General features: G+C 58.6%; 24 protein-coding genes. 18 read left to right on the top strand and 6 right to left on the bottom strand.

All coding sequences use genetic code 11. The annotated features are described in order from the left end of the window. Positions 1-230: 230 nt before the first annotated feature. The 5 genes from L1065_RS09450 to arsC are packed head-to-tail and all read left to right on the top strand — an operon-like array spanning position 231 to position 3433. Positions 231-950, top strand: coding sequence for a DUF484 family protein (locus tag L1065_RS09450; RefSeq protein ID WP_237095235.1), 720 nt, complete (start codon positions 231-233; stop codon positions 948-950). Beyond that, positions 947-1867: a tyrosine recombinase XerC gene (locus L1065_RS09445; protein WP_237095234.1), complete on the top strand. Its 921-nt coding sequence runs from the start codon at positions 947-949 to the stop codon at positions 1865-1867. The genes L1065_RS09450 and L1065_RS09445 overlap by 4 nt, the downstream gene beginning before the upstream one ends. Then, complete coding sequence (locus L1065_RS09440) at positions 1842-2276, top strand: hypothetical protein (RefSeq protein WP_237095233.1); 435 nt, start codon at positions 1842-1844, stop codon at positions 2274-2276. The genes L1065_RS09445 and L1065_RS09440 overlap by 26 nt, the downstream gene beginning before the upstream one ends. Before the next feature lie 55 nt (positions 2277-2331). After that, entirely contained in the window at positions 2332-3018 is a 687-nt protein-coding gene (locus L1065_RS09435; RefSeq protein WP_239030032.1) for a phosphatidylcholine/phosphatidylserine synthase, read from the top strand. Between the two features lie 4 nt (positions 3019-3022). Further along, complete coding sequence (gene arsC, locus L1065_RS09430) at positions 3023-3433, top strand: arsenate reductase (glutaredoxin) (protein ID WP_237095231.1); 411 nt, start codon at positions 3023-3025, stop codon at positions 3431-3433. A gap of 77 nt (positions 3434-3510) precedes the next feature. On the opposite strand, the gene L1065_RS09425 is transcribed toward arsC, so the two are convergent. Further along, entirely contained in the window at positions 3511-5088 is a 1578-nt protein-coding gene (locus tag L1065_RS09425) for an ABC transporter substrate-binding protein (RefSeq protein WP_237095230.1), read from the bottom strand. Positions 5089-5262: 174 nt separating this feature from the next. On the opposite strand from L1065_RS09425, the gene L1065_RS09420 reads away from it, so the two are divergent. From L1065_RS09420 to L1065_RS09410, 3 genes are read left to right on the top strand one after another with little or no spacing between them, the layout of a single operon-like run. Further along, entirely contained in the window at positions 5263-6246 is a 984-nt protein-coding gene (locus L1065_RS09420) for a membrane dipeptidase (RefSeq protein ID WP_237095229.1), read from the top strand. Then, positions 6239-7891 (top strand): hypothetical protein, encoded by a 1653-nt coding sequence (locus tag L1065_RS09415; RefSeq protein WP_237095228.1) that lies wholly within the window; start codon positions 6239-6241, stop codon positions 7889-7891. The genes L1065_RS09420 and L1065_RS09415 overlap by 8 nt, the downstream gene beginning before the upstream one ends. Further along, positions 7867-8295, top strand: coding sequence for a hypothetical protein (locus L1065_RS09410; RefSeq protein WP_237095227.1), 429 nt, complete (start codon positions 7867-7869; stop codon positions 8293-8295). Before L1065_RS09415 ends, L1065_RS09410 begins: the two co-directional genes overlap by 25 nt. A gap of 111 nt (positions 8296-8406) precedes the next feature. Here L1065_RS09410 and truA read toward each other — a convergent pair whose 3' ends face one another. Continuing rightward, positions 8407-9183 carry a tRNA pseudouridine(38-40) synthase TruA gene (truA, locus tag L1065_RS09405; RefSeq protein ID WP_237095226.1) on the bottom strand — a complete coding sequence of 259 codons (777 nt, stop codon included), beginning with the start codon at positions 9181-9183 and terminating at the stop codon, positions 8407-8409. Positions 9184-9280: 97 nt separating this feature from the next. On the opposite strand from truA, the gene L1065_RS09400 reads away from it, so the two are divergent. The 10 genes from L1065_RS09400 (at position 9281) to L1065_RS09355 (ending at position 22153) form a co-directional block, all read left to right on the top strand. After that, positions 9281-10696 (top strand): YcjX family protein, encoded by a 1416-nt coding sequence (locus L1065_RS09400; protein WP_237095225.1) that lies wholly within the window; start codon positions 9281-9283, stop codon positions 10694-10696. Next, positions 10693-11721: a YcjF family protein gene (locus L1065_RS09395; protein WP_237095224.1), complete on the top strand. Its 1029-nt coding sequence runs from the start codon at positions 10693-10695 to the stop codon at positions 11719-11721. Before L1065_RS09400 ends, L1065_RS09395 begins: the two co-directional genes overlap by 4 nt. An 11-nt stretch (positions 11722-11732) precedes the next feature. Continuing rightward, positions 11733-13349, top strand: a complete 1617-nt coding sequence (locus L1065_RS09390) for a cyclic nucleotide-binding domain-containing thioredoxin-disulfide reductase (RefSeq protein ID WP_237095223.1) — start codon at positions 11733-11735, stop codon at positions 13347-13349. A 278-nt stretch (positions 13350-13627) separates the two neighbouring features. Beyond that, the gene (gene ileS, locus L1065_RS09385) at positions 13628-16516 is read left to right on the top strand and encodes an isoleucine--tRNA ligase (RefSeq protein ID WP_237095222.1); all 2889 of its coding nucleotides are present in this window, start codon (positions 13628-13630) and stop codon (positions 16514-16516) included. After that, positions 16516-17016 (top strand): DUF4329 domain-containing protein, encoded by a 501-nt coding sequence (locus L1065_RS09380; RefSeq protein ID WP_237095221.1) that lies wholly within the window; start codon positions 16516-16518, stop codon positions 17014-17016. The genes ileS and L1065_RS09380 overlap by 1 nt, the downstream gene beginning before the upstream one ends. A 55-nt stretch (positions 17017-17071) precedes the next feature. Next, positions 17072-18052 carry an ABC transporter permease gene (locus L1065_RS09375; protein ID WP_237095220.1) on the top strand — a complete coding sequence of 327 codons (981 nt, stop codon included), beginning with the start codon at positions 17072-17074 and terminating at the stop codon, positions 18050-18052. 1 nt (position 18053) lies between these two features. Further along, positions 18054-19013, top strand: a complete 960-nt coding sequence (locus tag L1065_RS09370) for an ABC transporter permease (RefSeq protein WP_237095219.1) — start codon at positions 18054-18056, stop codon at positions 19011-19013. 51 nt (positions 19014-19064) lie between these two features. Next, positions 19065-20045, top strand: a complete 981-nt coding sequence (locus L1065_RS09365) for an ABC transporter ATP-binding protein (protein WP_237095218.1) — start codon at positions 19065-19067, stop codon at positions 20043-20045. Continuing rightward, entirely contained in the window at positions 20045-21007 is a 963-nt protein-coding gene (locus L1065_RS09360) for an ABC transporter ATP-binding protein (RefSeq protein WP_237095217.1), read from the top strand. The genes L1065_RS09365 and L1065_RS09360 overlap by 1 nt, the downstream gene beginning before the upstream one ends. Beyond that, positions 21008-22153 (top strand): CaiB/BaiF CoA-transferase family protein, encoded by a 1146-nt coding sequence (locus L1065_RS09355; RefSeq protein WP_237095216.1) that lies wholly within the window; start codon positions 21008-21010, stop codon positions 22151-22153. Here the strand turns inward: L1065_RS09355 and L1065_RS09350 are convergent. The 4 genes from L1065_RS09350 to L1065_RS09335 form a co-directional block, all read right to left on the bottom strand. Continuing rightward, positions 22111-22776: an ATP-binding cassette domain-containing protein gene (locus L1065_RS09350; RefSeq protein ID WP_237095215.1), complete on the bottom strand. Its 666-nt coding sequence runs from the start codon at positions 22774-22776 to the stop codon at positions 22111-22113. The two genes, L1065_RS09355 and L1065_RS09350, sit on opposite strands and share 43 nt — an antisense overlap. After that, positions 22769-24412 carry an ABC transporter permease gene (locus tag L1065_RS09345; protein WP_237095689.1) on the bottom strand — a complete coding sequence of 548 codons (1644 nt, stop codon included), beginning with the start codon at positions 24410-24412 and terminating at the stop codon, positions 22769-22771. Before L1065_RS09345 ends, L1065_RS09350 begins: the two co-directional genes overlap by 8 nt. A 65-nt stretch (positions 24413-24477) precedes the next feature. Beyond that, positions 24478-25677 carry an ABC transporter substrate-binding protein gene (locus L1065_RS09340; RefSeq protein WP_237095214.1) on the bottom strand — a complete coding sequence of 400 codons (1200 nt, stop codon included), beginning with the start codon at positions 25675-25677 and terminating at the stop codon, positions 24478-24480. Positions 25678-25690: 13 nt separating this feature from the next. Next, a complete protein-coding gene (locus tag L1065_RS09335) occupies positions 25691-26311 on the bottom strand; it encodes a CDP-alcohol phosphatidyltransferase family protein (RefSeq protein WP_237095213.1) in 621 nt (206 codons plus the stop codon). Positions 26312-26390: the final 79 nt, after the last annotated feature.

Genomic DNA, 26390 nt, shown 5'->3' with positions numbered 1-26390 from the left:
TGGCGCACCGCACGGGGTGGCAACGGGAAAATCGGCTTCGGGGCCTGGCTTTGAACAGTTTGTGTCATGCCAAAACCATAGCGAAGAAAACAGGACGCGCGTCAGGGGAAACCCGGGCGCGCTTTCTCCTTTTGCGCAGATGCCACACCCGATGGATCACGCATAAAAAAGGCGCGACACACCGCCCGCGGGCATGATAAGACCTGAAAAAACAAAACTTGAGCAGGCCCATGACAAGCACCCCAGAGCGCGATCAAAAGATCGACGAGACGCTGCGCGATACCATCATTTCAGCGCCCGAACTTATCCTTGAAGACGCCGATCTGATGCGTGCGCTGGTCGCCGCCAATGACCGCGAACAAGGCAGCAATGTCGTTGATCTGCGCGGCGCTGCGATGGAACGTCTTGAAGCACGGCTGGACCGTCTTGAGGATACACACCGCAGCGTGATCGCGGCGGCCTATGAAAATCTTGCTGGCACCAATCAGGTGCACCGCGCCATTCTGCGCATGTTGGACCCTACCGAATTTGAAGAATTTCTGCGCAATCTGGGCGGCGAAGTCGCTGATATCTTGCGCGTTGATTGCGTACGGTTGGTTCTGGAAAGCGTGCAATCCGAAGATGATCCGGCCGTTAAACGCTTGGGCGATGTTCTGACCGTCGCCAAGCCGGGCTTTGCCCATGACTATATCACGTCGGGCCGCGGCGGGCAGTCCCGGCCTGTCACCTTGCGTCAGGTGCAGCCCAACTCGGACCTGATCTACGGCGAGGCTCATGACTGGATCCGATCGGAGGCGTGTATCCAGCTGGATCTGGGCCAAGGCCGTTTGCCGGGCATGCTGGTGTTGGGCTGCGAAGACCCGCATATGTTCAAGCCACAACAAGGCACGGATCTGCTTGCCTTCTTTGGTGGCGTGTTTGAGCGGTCCATGCGCCGCTGGTTGTCTTGATCGGGGTTTCGCCCGCTGCCACGGACGCTCTGAACAAATTTCTGACGCATCAAAAGGCGCTTAACGGAGCCTCGGAAAACACGATCACGGCTTACCATACAGATGTCTTGGGCTTTCTTGCGTTCATCACCTTACACAAAGGCGAGCCGCAAGGATTGCGAGCGCTTGAACGTATAGACGTCCGCGACATGCGCGCTTGGATGGCGAGCGAGCGCGGGCGCGGCGTGGGGGCGCGGTCCTTGGCGCGCGCCCTGTCGGCCGTTAAATCCTTCTATCGCTGGTTAGCCGAACGCGAAGGGTTCGAGCCAACGGCTGTGCTGTCCACCCGCAGTCCGAAATTCCAAAAGAAACTCCCCCGCCCCTTGGCCGAAGATGCCGCTGTGAAGATGATTGAAACGGTTGAATTGCAATCAGCTGACAGTTGGGTCGCCGCCCGTGACATGGCGGTGGTCACTCTGCTTTATGGGTGCGGCTTGCGGATTTCGGAGGCATTGAACCTGACGGGCCGCGACGCCCCGCTGCCCGCCGTGCTGCGCATTACGGGCAAGGGCAATAAGGAACGGATCGTGCCTGTCATCGATGCGGCACGTGACGCGGTAGACACCTATCTACAGCTTTCGCCCCATCCGCTTGAATCCGATGCCCCACTGTTTCGCGGGGTGCGCGGCGGCAAGCTGAACCCCCGCCTGATCCAAAAGGTGATGGAAAAAGCCCGCCTGCAACTTGGCCTGCCCGCCACCGCCACGCCCCATGCCATGCGCCACAGCTTTGCCACGCATCTTTTGTCTGCAGGTGGTGATTTGCGCGCTATCCAGGAACTGCTTGGCCACGCCAGCCTGTCGACCACCCAAGCCTATACCGCCGTTGATACCGCCCGCCTGATGGAGGTTTATGACAAGGCCCACCCCCGTGCATGAACGCCTGACGACCCTATTGGGCTATGGTCTGGTGGCACTAATCCTGATCTGGATGGTTCTGCGCTACACAACCCTTGCGTCCGGTATTCCCTATCCCAAATCCATGCGCATTGTGGGTCTGCAAGATCCGTTTTTACAGTGCTTTACACAGCACAGTTTTCTGGCGCAGACCGATGGCGTCACATTTAACCGCGGGTTTGTTGCGCAGCCCAGAGGCGGGTTCAAAATGACCCAATCGCGCGGCATGGTCAGGCTTGTCGAGGCCCGCGCCCTTTTTGTCGTCGACACTCAAGGCGGCGAGTTGAAAGTGATTGACGCGTTTTATCGCACCAAACAGCCTAACAAGCTGCGCCCCATCCGCAAACTGGACTGGCTGATCGTGCGCATGTGTGCCGATGGCACCTTGTAGCGCGGCAGGTGCTTAAACCGTTGCCCCCACAGACATTCGCTGGCAGGAAGTGCGCATGAAAACAAAAGCTCTCGCCGTTCATCTTTTCACCGCCACTGGGGCCGTCTTTGCCATGCTCGCCATGCTGGAGGCTGTCAAAGGCGACTGGCCAATGATGTTTGTCTGGCTCGTGGTCGCTTTTGCCGTCGACGGCGTCGATGGACCGTTGGCCCGCAAATATGACGTCAAAACCAACGCGCCCGAATTTGACGGCGTGCTGCTGGATCTGATCATCGATTATCTGACCTATGTGTTCATCCCCGCCTTTGCGCTGTTTTCATCAGGGCTGTTGGAAGGCTGGACAGGCTGGTTTGCAATTATTGTCATTACCTTCACATCTGCGATGTATTTTGCCGACACGCGTATGAAAACAAAAGATAACTCCTTTTCGGGCTTTCCCGGCTGCTGGAATATGCTGATCATTGTGCTCTTCGCGCTGGAACCCGGGCACTGGACAATTCTCGCACTCGTCAGCGTGTTGGCCGCCGCACAGTTTCTACCCATCAAATTCGTCCACCCCGTGCGCACCGCACGCTGGCGCGCGGTATCCCTGCCCATGGCGCTGGCATGGACGGGATTTGCAGGTTGGGCCGCATGGGTGCAATTTGATCCCGCCAGTTGGGCGCATTGGGGTCTTGTGTTAACAAGCTGTTACCTTTGTGTGGCAGGCGCATTGCAGCAACTCTTTCCCGCAAAGGTCTGATCTCATGAGCATTACCATCTACCACAATCCCAAATGCGGCACCTCGCGCAATGTGCTTGCCATCATCCGCGCCAGCGGGGGCGAGCCGACAATCGTGGAATACCTCAAAACAGGTTGGACGCGTCCGCAACTCAAAGAGCTGTTCGCTGCTGCGGGCATTTCCCCGCATGACGCGCTGCGCACGTTCAAAACAAATGCTGCTGAATTGGGACTGACCGATCCCGAGGCAACCGATGATACGCTGCTTCAGGCGATGGTGGCAGACCCCGTTTTGGTCAACCGCCCCATCGTTGTAAGCGCCAAAGGCACCGCGCTGTGCCGCCCCGCAGACAAGGTTATCGCCTTGCTTGATAAGGCCCCGACAGCGCCCGTTCTGAAACCCGATGGCAGCGTGATCTGGGCCTCTAACCCCTAGCCCACATAAAAACGGCGATCCCAAGGGGACCGCCGTTCGTGTTTGCAAGTAAGGTGGATTTCAATCCACCCCCCTGTTTAGTTCATTGTGAAGAATTTGAACTTCGGATCATCTTCTGGCGACACATCTGTGCCAACGGCATCTGTCATACCCCAGTTCAGCACTTGGTGGTGGATCGGGATATACAGTTGCTCGTCCTGCACCACTTTCCAGATATCCGCGATGGTCTGATCGCGCACCGCCAGATCGGTCTCGGAAGCAAGCGAGACAATCTGCGCATCCATCTCGGCGTTCGAGAAGCCCGTGTTGTTCCATGACCCACGATCACCGCTGCGCGTATGCGTCAGGAAGTTAAAGACATATTCACTGTCATAGGTCGGCACACCCCACCCAAGCATGTAGAAATCTGTCTCGCCGTTCTGGATCAGCGGGAAGTGCTGCGCCTTTGGCTTGGCATCCAGGTTCACCGTCACGCCGATTTGCGCCAGCATGCCGACGGCTGCCTGACAAATGCCTTCGTCATTGACATAGCGATCGTTCGGGCAATCCAGCTGGATCGAGAATCCGTCGCCGTAACCCGCTTCTTCCATCAGCGCTTTGGCGGCATCCACATCTGTCATAGACGCAGCGTCCATTTCGGCAGTCCAGCCATTCACGAAGGGCGGCGCAATCATGCCCGCAGGCGCTGACTGGCCACGCATCACGACCTGTTTGATCGCATCACGGTTGATCGCCATCGACATCGCCTTGCGCACACGCACATCGGCCAGCGGGTTTGCCCCCTCAACATTGTCGTTCTCAATGTCATCCGCACCCATGTTCATCCCGAAAAAGATCACACGGTTTTGCGGCGCGGTTTTCACGGTCAGACCGTCCGAGCCGTTGACCCGCTCAAGGTCTTGCACAGGCACGTCTTGGATAAAGTCCACCTCACCCGACAAAATTGCGGCCACGCGGGTCGCTGCGTTCTGAATGGGTGTGTATTCGATCTTTGTGATTTCCAGCGGGAACTGGCCAATACCCCAATAGTTCGGGTTGGCATCCAGCACCGTGCGCACGTCAGGCTCGCGGCTTGTCAGCGTATAAGGCCCTGTGCCCATCGCGTTTGTGGCGGCAAATGTTGTCTCGCCATTGGCGATGTCTTGCACGGCAACCACGCCATTTGCTTCGGTCCAGCCTTTGTCCATGATGAACAGGTTGGTGAAGTTGTTGGGCAGGATCGGGTTTGGACCATCTGTCACAAACTCAACGGTCATATCGTCAACCGCACGCACTTCGGTGATCGAAGTCAGCAGTTCTTTCATCGCCGATGTTTCGGATTTCGCACGCTCAAAACTGAACACCACGTCCTCGGCAGTGAAGTCGCTGCCATCGTGGAATTTCACACCCTCGCGCAGTTTAAACACCCAAACCGAAGGGTCATCTGCCTTTGGCGCCCATTCTGTGGCCAGTGCAGGCTGGAACGCCCCCGAATGGTCACGAATGATCAGCGGCTCGTAAATCTGGTGGGCCAGCGTATGTGTCGGGCCCTCGTTTTGCGCATGCGGGTCAAGCGTCAGGCTGTCGCCGGCACGCGCCCATCGCAGGGTCTCGGCGCTGGCCAGCGATGTCGACGCCAGCAAAGCGGCCGCAAGAAAAGCAGTCGTATGTTTCATCAGGTATCTCCCAAATACATGCGGCGGTTCTCGTTGACCGCCGTTCATGCGTCTCATGAAAGAACCTAATTTCAGGAATGGCAAGAGGGACCACACGGGTTTGCGCGGCGTAAACGTGCAAAAACATTCGCAAACAGACTGGACGCTTTGCCGATTGCACGCTTTTCTGGCATTATGAAGACGCCCCTGATCGACAACCTTCAGTACTGCAACTGGTCGCGCGAAATCTTTGAACAGATGCGCGCGGGCGGCGTGGACGCGGTGCATGTCACCATCGTTTATCACGAATCCTTTCGTGAAATGGTTTTGCAGCTTGAGGCATGGAACCGCTGGTTTGAAACCTGCGGCGACCTGATCCTGCGCGGCACCACCGCCGCTGATGTCGAGCGCGCGATGGCCGAAGGTAAAACCGCGATCTTCTTTGGGTTTCAGAACCCCTCCCCCATCGAAGACGACATCGGCCTGATCGAGATTTGTCACCAACTTGGCGTGCGCTTCATGCAGCTGACGTACAACAACCAGTCCCTTCTGGCGACGGGCTGTTATGAGGACGACGACACAGGGCTCACCCGTTTTGGCAAACAGGTCGTGGCCGAGATGAACCGCGTTGGCATGGTCGTCGACATGAGCCATTCGGCGGATCGTTCAACGCTTGAGGCGATCGACCAGTCCACCCGCCCCATCGCCATCACCCACGCCAACCCCGCGTGGTGGCACAAAGCCCTGCGCAACAAATCCGACGAGGTTTTGCAGGCGCTGACACAGGCAGGCGGCATGCTCGGGTTTTCGGTCTATCCCCATCACCTTGCAGGCGGCCCCGACTGCACGCTCGCCAGTTTTTGCGATATGGTGGCCGAGGCCGCACGCCGCTACGGCGCCCAGTCTCTCGGGATCGGCACGGACCTGTGCCAAAACCAACCCGACAGCGTGGTTGAATGGATGCGCGTGGGCCGCTGGTCCAAAGTGATCGACTACGGCGAAGGCTCGGCCAGCAACGCAGGCTTCCCGCCCATGCCACATTGGTTCCGCGACAACCGCGATTTCGGCAACATCCGTGCAGGTCTGATCACCGCAGGCTTGAGCGAATCCGAGGTTGCAGGCATCATGGGTGGCAACTGGTATCGCTTTTATTCGGAGAATTTCGGACCCGATGCTTGATATTGCAACGCCCCCCCAAACGACCCTGCGCGCACCATCCGATGTGATGCGCCTGCGCCGCATGGGCGCCAGCTTCCCCACGCGCCTGTCGTTTTTGCGCAGCCTGATGCGGCGGCTATCGGCCGAAAATGCCCAGATCACACGCCCCGTCTGGCAAATGTGCGCAGACGGGTTTGGCCACGCGGTCTATAGCCTGACCTTGGGTGGCCACAGCTATTCCCTCGTTGCTGTCAGCACCGATCTGCCCGAAGATATGCGCACCGACCGCGTGATTGCCACCGCTTGGGACACCGCCTATGTGCTCTTCGACGGCATCCCTGACGCGGACGACATCGCGCGGATCTTCGCCAACGCCCCCCTCCAGGAAGCAGGCCGCTTTACCGAACGCGATCTGGTGCTCAGCCGCGCCAACAAGTCCGTGCGGCTCTGGGCGCATGTGGTGGACGCCCTGCGTGCAGGCCACCAGCCCGACGCAGACCTGATCCGCGACACGGGCTATCTGATGCGCACCACCGCCGTCTACGGCAACGGCAAATTCGGCATCGCCGACCGCGCCCTGATCGATGACCGCCCCGCGCTGCAAGGCCCCTTTGCTGCCGAGATGCTCACTGTCTGGCTGATCCGCCATTTCACGCATGATCTGGTGGAACATGTCGGCGGCGCCCCCCTCGATCGGGCGCTCAAGCGCCACCTTGGCATCGGCAATTCAACCGGTCTGGGAATGGCCCCCTTTCTGGTCAGCCACCCCGTGCTTTTGAACAACTGGATGATGGTGCGCGAAACGGCCTTGGCGCGTGTGCGTGCCATCGATGCCTTGCGCCATGACCAGATTGAACGCCTTTACACCCTCGCTATGCGCGCCGCCCAACACCTCGCCGAATGGTCCGTCCCCGACGCAATCGCCATGGACCGGATCGAAACCCTGCGCACCGAATGGCCACAGGTCTGCGACCTGATGACCCCCGAGGCGATGACCGCCACCCAACCGCTCGACGCGTTGATGACGGCGGCCGAGCGCTTCAGCCCCGACACCCAAGAGCTGCTGGCCGCCATGCTTTTAGAACCCTTTGGCGATTTGATCGACGGGCTGACGGATTGCATGGCCGACCCCTTCGGCCCGCCCCGCCTGCGCCCCTGCAGCATCACCGATATGCAGCAAATGATCGCTGCGGATTGGGACTGGGCCGTCAAGATCGACTATGACGCCCCCGCGGACTGCGCCCAATTCTGGTATGTCTCCGAAGAAAAACTGGAACCGCGCCTTGGCAACCGCCACACCGAAGACGGCGCGGATCTCGAAAGCCCCCTCGATATCGCCCGCCGCGTCAAAGCCCTTGCCTTGGCCTTTGCCCAGACACAGCATACACGTCTCAGCGCCTTTCTGGCCGCCCACCCCGAACATCGCTTTGCGGCGATCCGCGTGCAAACCTGCGCCGCGCACCCCTATTCGGAAATCCGCGACAATCTGATTGGGCAGGATTGCCTGCCGATCGATATGCTGCGCTGCAAACTGGCGTTTTTCGGCGCGGCCAAATTTGATCCCAAGTCAGACCGCTGGACCCGCATCACCTTGTGCCAGGGTGCCCCCCTCGCGGATGAGCTGGACCACGCCGATGACTGGTGGCTCCCCACCTTCGCGGCATGAAATCGGCAAATGAGGTCATGGGGCTTGGCATCAAAGCCGCACGCGGTGCGGGGTTTGACATAGGTCAGGCGGCCGATTTCGGAGCAGCGCTCGTGATCCACCTGTGCGAAGGGCGCAACACGGCCGAAATCACAGCCGCCCTTGCTGACCCGGATGGCCCCATTACTGGCATGCCCGCGCGCATTGACGCACTCTATGACCCAAATGAAAGCGGCCAAGATCTCTTCACAGGGCTGGCACTCAGCTACTTTCAGGCCTCCCAGGGCGCGCGACCAAAACCGCGCCTGCTTTTGCCCAAATCGCTTGAAGCAGAACTGACGACCCTTGCCGCAAAAACCTATGTCCCCGCGTCGGATGGATCACGCCTTGCAGGCGCAGGAGCGAGCCTTTTGGACAACGACTAGCCCCGTTCGACCGCATTAACCTTAACGCGCCGCCCCCTCTTCATTGTTGCGATAAATACCTCGGGGGGGCCTTGCCGTCAGGCAAGGACGGGGGCTGGCCCCCACTGCGCACTATGCATTGTCTCCAAACGGATCATCATCATAGCTGACCCCCGCAAGATATAGTCCATGCGGCGCGCACACAGGCCCGCAGGCCTGCCTGTCGCGCGCCTCAAGCGCTATGCGCACATCATCCGCCGTCATCTGCCCCGCGCCAACGCGTTCCAAGGTGCCCACAAAACTGCGCACCTGATTGTGCAAAAACGACCGCGCGCGCAGATGAAACTGGTACTCGACCCCATGCGCAAAGGGCACCGCGATAATCTCAAGCGCATCAAGGGTTTTAACAGGCGATTTCGCCTGACAGATCGTCGATCGAAACGTGGTAAAGTCATGATGCCCGATCAAATGGGCCGCGCCTGCGCGCATTGCATCGATATCAAGCGGCTGTTTGACTTGCCAAACCAAGCCCGCCTCATGCGTGATCGGTGCGCGACGTGACACCAAGCGAAACAGGTAGCGCCGCTCGCGGGCCGAAAACCGTGCGTGCCAATCGCCATCCACCTGCGCACAAGCGACAACCGCCACAGGCGCGGGCTTGAGGTGATAATTCACCGCCTCCATGAGGCGAAACGGGTCCCACGCCTTGGCCATATCGCAATGGGCCACCTGCGCGGTGGCGTGCACGCCCGTGTCGGTGCGCCCTGCCGCTGCAATCTCATGGCTGCCCTTTTCCACGCGGTCCAACGCCGCCTCGATCGCCCCTTGCACCGTTGGCAGATCCACCTGTCGCTGCCAGCCGCGATAGGGCGCGCCGTTATATTCGATTTTCAAAGCATATCTGGGCATGACCCGCGATCTAGCGCGGCACGCCGCCCGTTGCAATCATGCCCGCACTCCCCCATGTTTCTGTTAACCCAAAAATACAAAGGCCTCGTTTCTCGTTTTGATCGTCAATGATATCGCCGATGGCCTGCTGCGCGGTGCCCAAACCCTGACCGACACGGTCACAGCCCCGTTCCAGCCATCTTCTATTCGTCTGGGTGTGACAGGGCTGTCACGGGCGGGCAAAACGGTGTTCATCACGTCGCTTGTGGCAAACCTTTTGGATCGTGGCCGCATGCCGGGGCTGCTTGCAGCCTCTCAGGGGCACATCCAGTCGGCGTATCTGCAACCCCAACCCGATGACACGGTGCCGCGCTTTGATTACGAAGCCCACCTTGGCGATCTGACCGCCCGCGCCCCCCAATGGCCAGATAGCACCCGCGCCATCAGCCAGTTGCGCCTGTCGCTCAAGGTTCAGCCACAAGGTTTGCTTGGCGGTGTCACGGGCCCGCGCATCGTTCATCTCGATATCGTCGACTACCCTGGCGAATGGCTGCTGGATCTGGCCTTGCTCGACAAAGACTACGCCACATGGTCAGCCGAGGTTTTGGCACGCATGCAAACCCGCAGCTTTGCCGCTGCGTATCTGGGCGTGGCCAGCGCGACCAACGGCACCGACCGTCTTGAGGAACCTATCGCTCAGTCCCTTGCCAAATCCTTTACAGATTACCTGCACGCCGCCCGCGCCGATGGGTTTTACGATGTCACGCCGGGGCGGTTTATCTTGCCGGGCGATTTGGCAGGCAGCCCCGTTTTGACCTTCGCGCCCCTGCCCCCGTCAGACGCCCCTCGCCGTTCGCTTTACCGCGAAATGCAAAGGCGCTTTGACGCCTATAAATCCCAAGTGGTCAAACCATTCTTTCGCGATCATTTTTCCAAAATTGACCGACAGGTGGTTTTGGTCGATGTGCTTGGCGCCATCAATTCAGGCCCGAAAGCCGTTGAAGACATGCGCGGCGGGCTGGCGGATATTCTGGGAGCCTTCAAACCGGGCCGCAACGCGTTTTTGTCCGAGATTTTTCTGGGCAAACGGGTCGAAAAAATTCTCTTTGCCGCGACCAAAGCCGATCACTTGCACCACAGCCAACACCCCCAACTGACCGCGATCATCAAGGCGCTGACCCGCGACGCCCGTGATCGTGCGCAGTTTGCAGGTGCGCAAACCGATGCGCTGTCACTGGCCGCCCTGCGCGCCACCGTGGAAGAAACGATTGATCACAATGGCACGCCGCTCGATTGTGTGCGCGGCACGCTGCTGGACACCGGCAAACAGGCCGCATTCTACGCAGGCGACCTGCCTGACGATCCCAATCACCTGCTTGGCCCCGCCAAAGCAGGCAGCGATACATGGCTTGATGCAGACTACCAGATCATGCGGTTCGCCCCGCAACCTTTGACCCTGTCCCAAGGCGAAGGCCCCCCGCACATCCGTCTTGACCGCGCCGCCGAATTCCTGATCGGAGACAAACTGCGATGAGCAAATCCCCCAAGCGCGGCCCCGTCCTGATTGATCTGGAGGCCGCCGACACCAAAAAGCGCCAAAAGGCCAAGCAGACACCCGCCACCGCCCCGCCTGTGCCAGACCTCGACACCCCTGCCCCCACAGGTCAGGCCATGCAAACGGTCGCGGCCCTCTCTGCGCGCCGCCCCTCGCGACTGGGCCGTTGGTTCTGGGGGCTTTTGCTCGCCATCACGGGCTTTTTCGCCTCACTCGCCGCATGGAACGCGATCACTGCCTTGCTGGCGCAAAACCCGCTTCTCGGGCTGGTGGCCAGCACATTGATCGGGCTCTTTGCCGCTGTTTTGCTGATTATCGCGCTGCGCGAGCTGGCCGCGTTTTCGCGCCTCAGACGGTTGGATCGCATTCAGGACGACGCAGCCAAGGCCCTTGCCCACAGCGATCTGAAAGCCGCCCGCGCCGTGACGCGCCAGCTGACCAACCTTTATAAATCACGCGACGATACCAAATGGGGGCGCGAAAAACTGGCAGAGCGTCAGGGCGATGTCCTGGATGCGGCCACCCTGCTTGGTGCTGCCGAGGCCGATCTTCTGGCCCCTTTGGATGCAGCCGCCAGCCTTGAGGTGCAGGCCGCCGCCCGCCAAGTGGCCACCGTCACCGCCATCGTGCCACTGGCCTTTGCCGATGTGATCGCAGCCCTGACATCCAACATCCGCATGATCCGCCGCATCGCCGAAATTTATGGCGGACGCGCTGGCACCATCGGGTCATGGCGTCTGACGCGGACCGTCATGCTGCACCTTGTGGCCACAGGTGCAGTGGCTGTTGGCGATGATCTGATCGGCACCATCGCAGGGGGCGGCGTTTTGTCAAAAGTCAGCCGGCGCTTTGGCGAAGGCATCGTCAATGGTGCGCTCACAGCCCGCGTCGGCGTGGCCGCAATGGAGGTCTGCCGCCCCCTTCCCTTCACAACCACAAAACGCCCCTCTGTGACATCGCTGGTGAAAAACGCGCTCACAGGGTTATTTGGCAGTCAAAGTTAAGGATTTCAGACATGGAAACGATGGCCGCCGATCTGGCGACAATGATACGCACCCCCCTGCATGACAGCCATGTGGCCGAGCTGCACCGCTTGGGCGAGGTGATTGATGTGCGCGGTGGCGACTATATTCAGGACCTGGGCAAACCCTTCACCCATTTTCACTACCTGCTGGAGGGCGAGCTTGAAGCCGTCGATCCGCGCACGGGCGACCGCTACGGCGCGGCCACACTCGGGCCGACCCAGTTTTTTGGTGATATCAGCTTTTTGTCAGGGGCCAAAGCCACCATCGGCGCGCGCGCGGTCACGGACAGTCGCTGCATCCGCGTTGAACGCGCCACTATGCTGGAGGCCATGTCCCGTATCCCCGAGATGTCGGATATCATCATCACCGTCTTTGCGGCGCGCCGCCGCCGCCAGCTAGAGGCGGGTGACGCCCCTCTCACACTGATCGGGGCAGAAGTCGACCGAACCATCCGACAGATCGCCAGTTTTGCAGGACGCAACCGTATCCCCGTGCGCAGCCTGACGATTGATGAACACGAAGCCGAACGCGTGGCCCATGAATGTTCTATCGGTGATCCGAAACCGGCTGTGATTCTTGGCAAACATGAGGTGCTGGACAACCCTACGCCCAAATCCATCGCCCAACGCCTTGGACTGGACCAAGCCATCAATACCGACCATGTCTTTGACACGCTCATCGTGGGTGGCGGGCCGGCAGGTGTGGCCGCCGCCGTCTATGCAGGGGCCGAAGGGCTGAACGCTTTGGTGACCGAAGATCTGGCCATCGGCGGTCAGGCTGGCACATCAAGCCGCATCGAAAACTACATGGGCTTTCCCACGGGCATTTCGGGCGCTGATCTGTGTTGGCGCGGCGAATTGCAGGCGATGAAATTCGGAACGCGCTTTGCTGTGCCGCGCCGCGCCGAAGGCGTGCATCAGGCCGATGACGGCGTGTTTCACGTGCGCTTTGATGATGAAAGCATGGCCTGCGCCAAATCGCTGGTGGTGGCCACAGGAGTGCAGTACCGCCGCCTGCCGCTGGATCGGTTGGAAGACCTTGAGGGCGCAGGCGTCTATTACGCGGCCACAGATGTCGAGGCGCGGTGGTGCCGCGGCGCCGATGCGGTCGTGATTGGCGGCGGCAATTCGGCGGGTCAGGCAGCGATGTTCCTGTCGCGCACGGCGCGCCATGTCCATGTGCTTGTGCGCGGCCCGTCGCTGGCGGCATCCATGTCAGACTACCTGCTGTCGCGGCTTGAAGCGGACCCAAGCATCACGATTCACTACAACACATCCGTCACCACGCTGCACGGCGATGATGCGCTGGAAGCGGTGACCATGTATGACAAAACAAGCGGTCAGGATTGGCGGCTGTCCACCTCTGCGGTATTTATCATGGTAGGTGCTGCGCCCAACACGGCATGGCTCAGCGGGTTGGTGGCACTGGACCCGCAGGGATTTGTCAAAACGGGCGTCACAAATGGCGGGCGGTCTCCTTATGAAACGTCCCACCACGGGATATTTGCCGTGGGTGATGTGCGCTCGACCTCGACCAAGCGGGTCGCCTCTGCCGTGGGCGAAGGCAGTGTGGTGATCAGTGCGGTTTGGGGGCACGTCAACGACTGAACCAGTGGTTAACAAATGCACGCTCAAGTGGTCAAAAACCCCAAAGTGTCTGACGCATTGCCATACGCATAGCAGACGCTAGGCCATACCCCATCTGACACGGTTTACACGGGCAAAAACGCTACCTATAACGCTGATCAAGATGACCTGTTTTGCGATCATTATCCGAATTATAAACCCGGCGCTCTGAGACATGGGACGCCGGGCAAAGGCGCTGGACGCGACCGCGCTGACCCTTCCTAACACCCTGAATATACTGACGAAAAAGGACGCCCCCGATGTGCGCCGAAACACCTAACTATAAAGATACCCTGAACCTGCCACGCACCGATTTTCCGATGCGCGCAGGCCTTCCCAAACGCGAACCCGAATGGCTGGCGCGTTGGGAGAAGATGAATGTTTACGGCCAATTACGCGCCAAAACGGGCCGCAAACCCTTCACCCTCCACGACGGCCCGCCCTATGCAAACGGGCATTTGCATATCGGTCACGCGCTGAACAAAATCCTCAAGGATATGGTCGTGCGCAGCCAACAAATGATGGGCTTTGATGCGCGCTACATCCCAGGTTGGGACTGCCACGGCCTGCCCATCGAATGGAAGATCGAAGAAAAATACCGCGCCAAAGGCCGCGATAAAGACGCCGTTGACGTGGTCGAATTTCGCCGTGAATGCCGTGAATTCGCCAGCGGATGGGTTGATATCCAGCGCGAGGAATTCAAACGCCTTGGCATCACAGGCAACTGGGAAAACCCTTACCTGACAATGGATTACCACGCCGAACGCGTGATCGCGGAAGAATTTCAGACCTTCTTGATGAACGGCTCTCTCTATCAGGGGTCCAAGCCTGTGATGTGGTCGCCTGTCGAAAAAACCGCGCTGGCCGAAGCCGAGGTTGAATACCACGACCGCCAGACCGATGCGATCTGGGTGCCGTTTGCTGTGCAAGGCCAAGCCGATACCTTTGTCGTCATCTGGACAACGACCCCCTGGACCATCCCGCAGAACCGCGCGGTCTGTTTTAACGAAACGGTAAGTTATGGCGCGTATAAAGTCGTTGATACGCCAGACGAATGTTGGGCTGTGAAAGGTGCAACGTATCTTTTTGCAGATGATTTGGCCGCCGATGCATTCGCGGCCGCCCGTCTGCAAGACGGCATGTTCGAGCGCGTCGGCGATGTCGCTGCGGATGAACTGTCGACGCTTGTTCTGAACCACCCGCTGCACGGCGCGAAAGGTGCTGACGGCGAATGGGATTTTGATGTGCCGATGCTGCCCGGCGATCACGTGACCGCTGATGCAGGCACAGGTTTTGTCCACACTGCGCCAAGCCACGGTGACGATGACTATCAGATCGGCCTGAAACATGGCTTGCCGATGACGTTCAATATCCTTGATGACAGCAGCTACCGCGCCGATCTGCCGTTTTTCGCGGGCGAAGCCATCCTGCGACCCAATGGAAAACCAGGCAAAGCCAACCAGAAGGTCATCGAAAAGCTGGTTGAAGTGGGCGGCCTTCTGGCGCGCAAGCGCATCACGATCAGCGATGCACACAGCTGGCGGTCCAAAGCGCCCGTGATCCGTCTGAACCGACCACAATGGTTCACCGCGATCGACAAACCGCTGAACGATGGCATGGACGACTACGGCAAAACCATCCGCGAACGCGCGCTGACCAGCATTGATGAATTGGTAACGTGGACGCCCCAAACGGGCCGCAACCGCTTGTATTCGATGATCGAAGCGCGCCCTGACTGGGTGCTGTCGCGCCAACGCGCTTGGGGCGTTCCGCTGACGTGTTTCACCAAAAAAGGCGCCAAACCGACTGATGATGATTTCCTGCTGCGCGATGAAAACGTGAACGCGCGTATCCTTGCAGCCTTTGAAGCCGAGGGCGCAGACGCATGGTATGCCGAGGGCGCGAAAGAACGATTCCTTGGCAATGATTACAGCGCCGATGACTACGAACAAGTCATGGATATTCTTGACGTCTGGTTTGATTCAGGATCGACCCATGCCTTCACCTTGCGTGACCGTGAGGACGGGTCAGAAGATGGTCTGGCGGATCTGTATCTTGAAGGCACCGATCAGCACCGTGGCTGGTTCCATTCGTCGATGCTGCAAGCCTGTGGCACCAAGGGCCGTGCGCCCTATCGCGGCGTGCTGACCCACGGGTTTACGCTGGATGAAAAGGGCATGAAAATGTCCAAATCCATCGGCAACACCATCGCCCCCGAAGAGGTGATCAAGCAATACGGCGCGGATATTTTGCGCTTGTGGGTCGCGCAATCGGACTATACCGCCGATCTGCGCATCGGGCCTGAAATCCTGAAAAACGTCGCCGACAGCTATCGCCGCTTGCGCAATACAATGCGGTTTATGCTTGGCAGCCTTGCTGATTTTGAGCCTGAAAAAGCCGTTGATCCGAAAGACATGCCAGAGCTGGAACGGCTGATCCTGCATAAATTGGCCGTGCTGGACGGGACCGTCCGCGAGGGCTATGCCAAGTATGATTTCCAAGGTGTGTTCCGCGCGATCTTTGATTTCGCCACGCTTGATCTGTCGTCGTTCTACTTTGATATCCGGAAAGACGCGCTTTATTGCGACGGCAAGACCACCCGCCGCCATGCTGCTTTGACCGTCCTGAATATCTTGCATGAACGGCTGACCACATGGCTGGCCCCGATCCTGACCTTCACGATGGAGGAAGTCTGGCTGGAACGAAACGGTGCCGACACGTCGGTGCATCTGGTCGATTTCCCCGAAACGCCCGCGGAGTGGCGCGATGATGCGCTGGCAGCAAGAGCCGAAAAGATCCGTGCAGTGCGCCGTGTGGTGACAGGTGCACTGGAAGAACAGCGTACGGCAAAGATCATCGGCTCGTCTCTCGAAGCAGCACCCACGGTGTATGTGTCTCAAGAGTATGCAGACATCATAACCGATGCTGAACTTTTCGCGGATCTGTGCATCACCAGCCAGCTTACCCTGTCACGGGACGCCGCACCCGAGGACGCCTTTGTCCTGGCAGACGTCGAAGATGTGGCCGTCAGTTTTGCAAAGGCTGAAGGCAGCAAATGCGACCGCTGCTGGAAGGTATTGCCTGACGTTGGCACCCACGCGCATACAGGGGTTTGCAGCCGATGCGACACAGCCTTGTCCTCGCACTAATGTTCTGCGCCACCCAAGCGGTGGCGCAGGACTATGACCCGCAGGTCATGCAAGTTGCGCGCGACACACTGGCCAAGTTGCAGGCCAATTCCTTTGCGGCCAATCGGGAATATTGTGGACTGATCGGACGCGACGATGCAGGCAATCTGATTGTGACCCGCGCACGCAAGGGCCGCAAATCATCATGTCGTCCACGCAGCCTGCCCCACACGGTCGAACCGATTGCCAGCTACCACACCCACGGGCGTTACACGCCGCGCGACGACACCGAAGTGCCGTCCTATCAGGATATCGAAGGAGATATGGCCGATGGTGTAAACGGCTATATCGCAACACCTGGTGGCCGGTTTTGGTTTGTCGACGGTCAGATGGGTCTGGCCTATTTGCTGTGCGATATCGGCTGTTTGCCAAGTGACCCACGCTTCCGGCGCGAAACAGACCCCGATTTCTTTGTCGCAGATCGCTATACGATTGATGCTTTGAAAGCCCGACAAGACTAGGGTTTCCACAGGTCACCTCTTGACGCTTGGGGGCGATTGCCGCAACTGTCGGCTTATGCTTGCTTATGCCCTCCGACGTGTTCTGCAATCCTTTCTCGTCCTGCTTGTCGTAGGGCTTGTGGCGTTTTCCATGTTCCGTTTTGTGGGCGATCCCGTCGACAACCTTCTGGGGCAAGAACGCACGCAAGAAGATATTGAACGTGTGCGCGCCGATCTGGGCTTGGATGACCCGTTTTTGGTGCAGTATTGGACCTTCCTGAAAAAGGCCGCCACAGGTGATTTTGGTCTGTCCTACAGACAAGCCCGACCCGTCGGTGACATTATCGCAGAACGCGCGCCCGCAACGCTTGAACTGGCGTTGGTCAGTGGCACAATGGCGATTTTCTTTGGTGTGGTCTTGGGTATTTTCACCGCCATCAGGCGCGATGGATGGGTGGCCAACGTCATCATGTCGACATCCCTGATCGGGGTGAGCCTTCCCACGTTTCTTATTGGCATCCTGTTGATTTACCTGTTTTCCGTCGAGCTTGGCTGGCTGCCCAGTTTTGGCCGCGGAGAGGTCGTGGACCTTGGCTGGTGGACCACCGGGTTCCTGACAGCCAGCGGCCTCAAAGCCCTGATCTTGCCATCAATCACACTTGGCCTGTATCAAATGACGTTGATCATGCGTCTGGTCCGCTCGGAAATGCTGGAGGTACTGCGCGCGGATTACATCCGCTTTGCCCGCGCACGCGGCTTGCGTGAAAAATCGGTTAACTTCCGTCATGCGCTCAAGAACACGCTGGTGCCTGTGATCACGGTGACGGGTTTGCAACTGGGCAGTATCATCGCCTTCGCAATTATCACCGAAACCGTATTTCAATGGCCCGGTGTCGGCTTGCTGTTTATCAACGCAATCCAATTCGTCGATATTCCTGTCATGGCCGCCTATCTGATGCTGATTTCTGTCATGTTCGTGGGCATTAATCTGGTGGTGGACTTGCTTTATTTCGCCATTGATCCCCGCCTTCGGGCGGATCGCACAAAGGCCCATTGAAATGACTGATTTGCCCCAAATCCCCCCACAGGTCCGCGCCAAAGCACCAAGCCGGTTCACCCGCGCCTGGGACAGTGATTTCGCCTATCAGTTTCGCCGCAGCCCCGTGGCCATCATCTCGTTTACAGTTGTGTTGGTGTTGGTCTTGGCGGCAATCTTTGCGCCACTTATCGCGCCCTACGACCCTTTTGATCCCGCGTCGCTGAACCTGATGAACGGCTTTTCCAAACCGATGGAGCCGAATGCGTTTACGGGCGATGTATTTTGGCTCGGGACCGATGATCAGGGCCGCGATGTGTTTTCTACCATTCTCTACGGTTTGCGCATTTCGCTGTTTGTGGGGGCGGCTGCCGTTGCCTTTGCGATGGTTCTGGGCATCACGCTTGGCCTTTTGGCGGGCTATGTTGGCGGTTGGGTCGAAACGATCATCATGCGCGTGGCAGATGTGCAGTTGACCTTTCCTGCGATCCTTGTCGCGATGCTGATCTTCGGGATCGCAAAAGGCATCACCCCTGTCGAATATCGTGATCAAATGGCCATTTGGGTGCTGATTGTGGCGATTGGCCTGTCCGACTGGGTGCAATTCGCACGCGTTGTGCGCGGGGCCACATTGGTCGAAAAGAACAAGGAATACGTGCAGGCCGCCCGTCTGATCGGGCGCGGGTCAGGCGCGATTATGCTGCGTCATATCCTACCGAATGTGCTGAGCCCTGTGCTGGTCATCGCCACCATATCGCTCGCACTTGCCATCATCGCAGAAGCCACCCTGTCCTTTCTGGGCGTGGGCGCGCCGCCAACGCAACCCTCGCTCGGCACGTTGATCCGCATTGGGCAAGGCTTCCTGTTTTCGGGCGAATGGTGGATCCTGCTGTTTCCCGCCGCCACACTTCTGGCTTTGGCACTGGCCGTAAATCTGCTTGGGGACTGGCTGCGCGACGCGCTGAACCCCAAGCTAAGATGACCTGCCTGACCCCCGCATGAAACACGAGTTCATTTCAACAAGGACCCCCCAATGTCTGACCCCGTCCTGTCCATCCGCGATCTGACTGTTGAAATCCCCACACGCGGCGGGCTTTTACGTCCTGTCGACCAGGTCAGCTACGATATCGCCAAAGGTGAAATCCTTGGGGTTGTCGGGGAATCGGGGGCGGGTAAATCCATGGCAGGCAATGCCGTCATTGGCCTTTTGAACCGTCCCGCCAAAATCACCGGCGGTGAAATCTGGTTGAACGGGACCCGCATTGATAAGTTGCAGGGCGAAAACATGCGGCGGCTGCGCGGCAAGGACATTGGCATGGTGTTCCAAGACCCGCTGACCTCTCTGAACCCGTTGCTGACCATCGGTGATCAGTTGACAGAAACCATGCTACAGCACCTGTCGATCACGCAAACCGAGGCGCGCAAACGCGCCATTGCAGCCCTTGAAGAGGTTGGAATTCCCGCAGCGTCAGAGCGACTGGACAGCTACCCGCATGAATTTTCAGGCGGTATGCGCCAGCGCGTTGTGATTGCTTTGGCCCTATGCGCCGAACCATCGCTTATCATCGCCGATGAGCCGACGACAGCGCTTGATGTTTCAGTTCAGGCGCAGATCATCGCGCTTTTGAAACGCCTGTGCCGTGACCGTGGCACGGCCGTTATGTTGATCACCCACGACATGGGTGTGATTGCCGAAACCGCCGATCGCGTCGCCGTTATGTATGCAGGCCGTTTGGCAGAGCTTGGCCCCGTCCGCGAGGTGATCACAGCGCCCGAACACCCCTATACCGACGGGTTGATGGGCTCGACCCCGCTGGCCAGCAAGGGGTTGAAACGCTTGCGCCAAATCCCGGGCTCGATGCCGCGATTGACAGCAATGCCAACGGGGTGCGCCTTTCATCCGCGTTGCCCCAAGGCCCAAGATATCTGCCGCCATGATCCCCGCCCCCGCCGCGACGGTGGCCGCGCCGCCTGCCATTTCCCGATCACCCATAGCGCCGAGGAGACTGCCTGATGGCGATGATCGAAGTCACGCATCTGACCCGTATTTTCGATGTGTCCAAACCGTGGTTGAACCGGGTTCTGGAACGGCTGCCCAAAGCGCTTTTGACGGCCGTGTCAGATGTATCGTTCAAGGTCGAGGAACGCACCGTCTATGCGCTTGTGGGTGAAAGCGGCTCTGGCAAATCGACCATCGGGAAGATGGCTGTTGGATTACTCTCACCCTCGGAAGGCAGTGTGACAATCAACGGGATCGATCTGACCCGCGAAACCGATGCGGCCAAGATGGACAAGGCCCGCAGCGATATCCAGATGATCTTTCAAGACCCCTACGCCAGTCTGAATCCGCGCTGGAAGGTCCGCGATATCATCAATGAGCCTGTCACGGCGCGCGGTGGCAGTGGTGTGGGTTTGGCCGAAAAGCTGTTGGAGCAAGTGGGCCTGTCAGCGCTGGACGCCGATAAATTCCCCCATGAATTTTCTGGCGGGCAGCGCCAGCGCATTTGTATCGCCCGCGCTTTGGCGTCCGAACCGAAATTGATCGTATGTGATGAACCGACAAGCGCGCTGGATGTATCTGTGCAAGCGCAGGTTCTTAACCTGATGACCAATCTGCAAGAAGACCTTGGCCTGACCTACCTGTTTATCAGCCACGATCTGACGGTTGTGCAGCACATCAGCGACAAGATCGGCGTGCTATATCTGGGGCGTCTGGTTGAGGAAGGAACACCTGACCAACTGTTCGACGATCCAAAACACCCCTACACCCAGATGCTGCTGGCTGCCGCCCCCAAGATGGATGGGTTCGGTCGTGAGATTGATCCACCGCAGGGTGAAATCCCGGATCCGATCAACCCGCCCACAGGCTGTGCCTTTCATCCCCGCTGCCCCCTTGCCACGCGCCAATGCAGCGCCGAACGTCCCGTGATGCGCGAACTGCGTGGCGCACGTGTGGCATGCCACGAGGCGACATAAATGGCGGGTGCATTGGACGGTCTGGTTGTTTTGGACCTGAGCCGCATTCTTGCGGGACCCACCGCAACGCAGATGCTTGGTGATCTGGGTGCCAAGGTCATCAAAATCGAAAACCCGAAAACCAAAGGCGACGACACGCGCACATGGGGGCCCCCTTTTGTGGAGGGCAAGCCTGATCTGTCCACATATTTTCTGTCGGCCAACCGCAACAAACTTAGCGTTGCCATCGACATCACCACCCCAGAAGGCCAAGCCCAGCTAAAGGCCTTGGCGGCGCAAGCGGATATTTTGGTCGAAAATTACAAGGTAGGTGGGCTTGCGAAATACGGGCTGGATCACGCAAGCCTATGCGCTGCGCACCCTGCGCTTATTTACTGTTCGATCACAGGGTTTGGTCAGACAGGACCAAACGCGAACAAGCCGGGCTATGATCTTATGGCCCAAGGGTTTGGTGGCATCATGTCGATCACCGGTGCAGAGGGCGGAGAGCCCATGAAAGTAGGCGTAGCCGTTGCAGATGTGGTCTGTGGCCTCTATGCCAGTGTCGGTATTTTGGCCGCGCTGCATCACCGCACAGAAACAGGGCAAGGCCAGCATATCGACGTGGGCTTGGTGGACACGCAAATGGCGTGGCTGATCAATCAGGCGACGGGCTATTTGCAGACGCAAAATGTGCCTGTCCGCAAAGGAAATGCGCACCCCAATATTGTCCCCTATCAGGTCTTTGAAGCGCGTGATGGCTACGTGATTTTGGCCGTGGGCAACGACAGCCAGTTCCGCCGTTGCGTGGCATGGCTTGGCGCGCAAGGGCTGGCCGATAGTCCCGATTACGCAACCAACTCAGCCCGCCTTGCCAATCGTGATACTTTGGTTACGACCCTTTCGGCCCTGTTCAAAACCCACACCGTTGGGGCGATCATCACGGGGTTGGAAGGTGTTGGGGTGCCTGTTGGTCCTGTGAACACGCTGGAAGATGCGCTTACATCAGATCAAGCCAAGGCCCGCGAGATGGTGATTGATATGGACGGTCTGAAGCTTTTGGGCAATCCGCTCAAACTGTCGCGCACGCCTGTCAGTTACCGTAGTCCCCCGCCACGTTTTGGTCAGGATACAGACGAGGTTTTAGACGGGCTTGATCCCATCTGAAAAACAGCGCCCCCTGCTGCTTGGGCATCGGCCGCATCATGTGTCACCATCAAAACAGGCAGGCCACGTTGGCGTGCCGTGTCAAAAACCAGATTGCGAATTTGTTCGCGCAGGCCTGTGTCCAGACGGCTGAATGCTTCGTCCAGCAACAGCGCATAAGGGTTCGATAGCAACATCCGCATCAGCCCCACGCGCGCCTTTTGACCACCAGACAGTGTTGCCGGGTCACGATCAAAGAAATCCGCCAAGCCGATGTCTTGCAACGCTTGTTCGACCGCAGCCCGCCGTGCAGCGCGCCCCTTTGTTTCATGGCTTAGCCCAAAGGCCAGGTTTTCGCCCACGCTGAGATGCGGGAACAGTAAATCATCTTGAAACAGGATTCCGATGCGCCTTGAGTGGGCGGGCAATCCAGTAATGGTTTGTCCGTCTAACAGCACCTCGCCAGTCGCCTCAAAGGCCGGTTCCAACGTCCCGATGATGTAACTGAGAAGCGTGGATTTCCCCGATCCCGAAGGCCCCATGACACTCAGAATATCGCCCGGGGCAATCGTGTGATCAATCTCGATCAATACGCAACCGCGGTGTCGGATCACCACATTTTCAAGTTGCAAACCTTTAGGCATTCTGAAGCCCCTTTCGATTGCGCCACACAACCATTGGCAAGATAATCGCAAGCGCGAATGGCACCACCGCCGCGGCCGTTTGCACCAAGGCGTAGACGCCAATGGCACGTCTGTCACCACCTGCGGCCAGGGCAACAGCCTCTGTGGTCAGGGTAGACACGCGCCCGCCCCCGACCAGCAAGGTCGGAAGATATTGTCCGACTGACACTGCAAATCCGACCGCAAAGGCCGTCAACAAAGGTGCCGCGAGCATCGGCAGGCGAACCGCCCACAAAACACGGTCTGGACCCGCGCCCAACGCATGGGCAACCGATCCGAACCGTGGATCCCAAGCGCGAAACGGATCGGATAACGACAAAAAGACATATGGCAACACAAATACCAAATGCGCAAAAATAACGGGAAGCAGACCGTTTTGCAGCCCACCTGCCAACATCAAGGTCTGCAACCCCGGTAGGAATGCGGTCTGCGGCACCATTAGGGGAAGATAGAGAAGCAACATCCCCTTCCCCGACATTCGCAATCCGTATCTATGTTCGGCCTCAAGGCATCCGATGGTCAGAACAAGTGCCAGAGCCGTCGACACACTCGCGATAATTGCGGTCTGCACCCCTGCATCCCACAGGCCAGCTTCATGACGCATCCAGCTTCGCGTGGTGAACGCATCTGGCAAAAGGTTGGGAAAGGTCCAAAGCGCCGCAAATGACCAAACCGCAAGGCCAAGCAACCCCAGAAGGATCGCCGCCGCAACCAACATGCCTGCGATCAGTCCGGCACCCCGCAAGACCGCCTCTCCGCGCCCGCGCGCGCCGACCATAACCCATCGGCACCCAAGGCGTCGCACGATGCCTTCGCCCCACCGCCAGAGCCCCAGGGCAATCACAACAAGTGCAAATTGCAGCAGGGCTGCCGCCGCCGCCTCCAGACGCAGCATCAGATCGGGGTTGCCCATCCATTTGACGATCTGCACCGACAGCGTGCTTGGCGTGTTCGGTCCCAAAATGATCGCCACGTCGACGACGGACATCGAATAGGCCAACACCACGTAAACGGGCAGCCGGATTTGTCTGTAGACCAACGGAAACACGGTCTTGAGCCAGCCAGACACACGTCCATACCCTAGTGAGGCCGAGATGACCGCGCTGCGTTTGTGATCAATCTGGCTGAGCGCTGCGAGGGTCATCAACAACAAGAATGGCACCTCTTTGGCAACCAGTCCTGCCGTCATTGTCAGCCCCCAGTGATCTTGCAGGATTAACACATCAGGCGGGCGTTCCCACCCAGTGAGCCAGGGGGAAAACAGACGCGCAATCCAGCCAGATGGCGCGATCAAAAAGGCCAAACCGAACGCAGCTGCTGCGTGGGGGACGGACAATAAGGGCGACAGCAGACGTTGTATCCAGCGGAACGCAGGTGTGCCGTGCCAACCTGCTGTGATGAGCGCGACAATGAGCAACGACGCAGCGGTTGCGCCGAACCCAGACGTCAAGCTGAGCATGACAGCATGCGGCAACCCCTCCCACGTGATCAGGTCACGGAAGGGATCAAGTGTCCAAGTGCTTTGGCCTGCGGCAGGCAAATACCCGAAGGCAGGTGCAACCGTTCCAAGCAGACCCGCCGCAACGGGGCCCAACATCGCGGCCACCGTCAAAAGCGGAAGCCATGCAATTACGCGAGGCTGCAACGGGCTATCAGTTCAATTTACTGCGCAACGCCGTAACGCTCGATCCAGTCGGCTTCGATGCGCGTCATCCAGCTTGGGTGCGGTTCTGGCAGGGCTGTGCCAAGTTGGGCAGGCGAAAGCGTGGCAACACCCAGTTCCAGCGCATCAAATGCAGCGCGGTCGCTTTGGGGCAAGGCATCCATATTGAGGACCGTGCCGTATCCCAAAATATTTGGGTCTTGGGCGCGCACCTGCGCCTCTGCCGACATCAGGAAATTGGCGACGACCATCGCGCCTTCCTTGCTGCCCGAATTGTAAGGGATCGCCACGAAGCTGGCGTTTCCAAGCGTGCCTTTTTCAAGCACGAAGGTGCGCACGGTCTCGGGCAGTTGGAAATTGGCAATCGCGGCCGATGCCTCGCCTGGCGAGAAGCTGATCGCCAGATCAACCTCGCCGTCGGCAATAAGCTGCATCTGGCGTGGTCCGGTTTGCGGATAGGCACGGCCCTGACGCCACAGCGTTGGTGTAAGCGCTTCCATGAACGCCCACAGCGGCGCGGTCACGGCATCGTAGTTATCGCCTGCTGGCGCTTGTAACGCAGAGGCATCATCAGACAGATCAATCAGCGCTTGTTTCAAAAACGTGGTGCCCAAAAAATCGGGGGGCTGCGGAAATGTGAAACGCCCCGGATTGGCCTGTGACCATTCGAGGATGGCTTGCATGCTGGTAAGCGGTGCACTGATATCGGCGGTGTCATACATGAATACCACTTGCGCCATTGCCCAAGGCGCTTCAAACCCTTCGACTGGCACTGTGAAATCGGTTTGTACGGTTTTGCCCTCTACATCGACAATTGACCAATTCGGCAGATCTTCGGCAAAAGGACCAAAAAGCAGATTTGCCTGCTTCATAGAGGCGAAGTTCGCGCCGTTGATCCAGATCATATCGATGGCGCCGTCGTCATCCTGACCTGCTGCTTTTTCCGCCAGAACGCGGCTGACGGCATCCGCCGTATCCGACAGTTTTACGTGTTCAAGCGTGATGCCATAGTCTTGTGCGACCCGCGAACCGACCCATGCAATAAAATCGTTGGTCTGTGTGGATCCGCCCCAAGCATTCCAATAGACCGTCTGGCCCTTCGCCGCCGCCGTGACAGAGGCCCAATCGGTCGGATCGGTATCGGCCCATGCGGGCAAGGCAGCAGCGACAACTGCCGCACTCAGAATGACTGGTTTCATGTGATCAGGGTCCTTACGTGGTCGAAATGTTGGAATAGATGCGGTGTGCCGCGATGATGCGTAACGTGGCGGTTAGGCCGCACAAGATGCCAAAGCCCCATGCCAGATAGGCAAAGGCAGTCGGAAAAAGGCACAGCAGAACGAAAAAGATGATCGTTTCGGTGCCTTCTAGCAGACCGTTTGAATAATACAGGCTCTTTTGTCCTTGGGCTTGTGTCTGATGTCCATGCTTTTCGGCCAGAATAGCGTAGCCCAGAAAGCTGGTGCCGTTGAAGTAAAACGCAGCAAGCAAAAACGCCCCCGCCACCGCGTTGTCGTTCGGCGCGGCAAACACAAAGGCCAGCGGGATCGCGCCGTAGAACAAAAAATCACACGCGATATCAAGATAGCCGCCGAAGTCTGTTCTTTGCGTGGCACGGGCCACTGCACCGTCCAGCCCGTCTGCAAGCCGAGAGGCCAAAAGCAAAACCAACCCCAGAAAAAACGCACCATTGGCAATCGAGGCGGCAGCCAAAAGCCCAAGCCCCAAGCCAACAATCGTTACCGTATTGGCCGTGAAACCACGCTGCGCCAAAGACTGGCCAAGCGCGTTCAACGGCGGGTCAATGAGTTTTCGAACGGACGCATCAAGCATCGGCAGCAGTCGCTTTCAGTCAGGTTGGTTAGGCTTAAGGCCCAAATGCGCCGTTTTGCAACATGTCTGAACCGCATAT

Origin of the sequence: Nereida sp. MMG025 (assembly GCF_021654165.1) — a bacterium.
In the GTDB taxonomy this organism is placed as follows: Bacteria; Pseudomonadota; Alphaproteobacteria; order Rhodobacterales; family Rhodobacteraceae; genus Nereida.
This window is presented reverse-complemented; position numbering and strand designations above follow the sequence as displayed.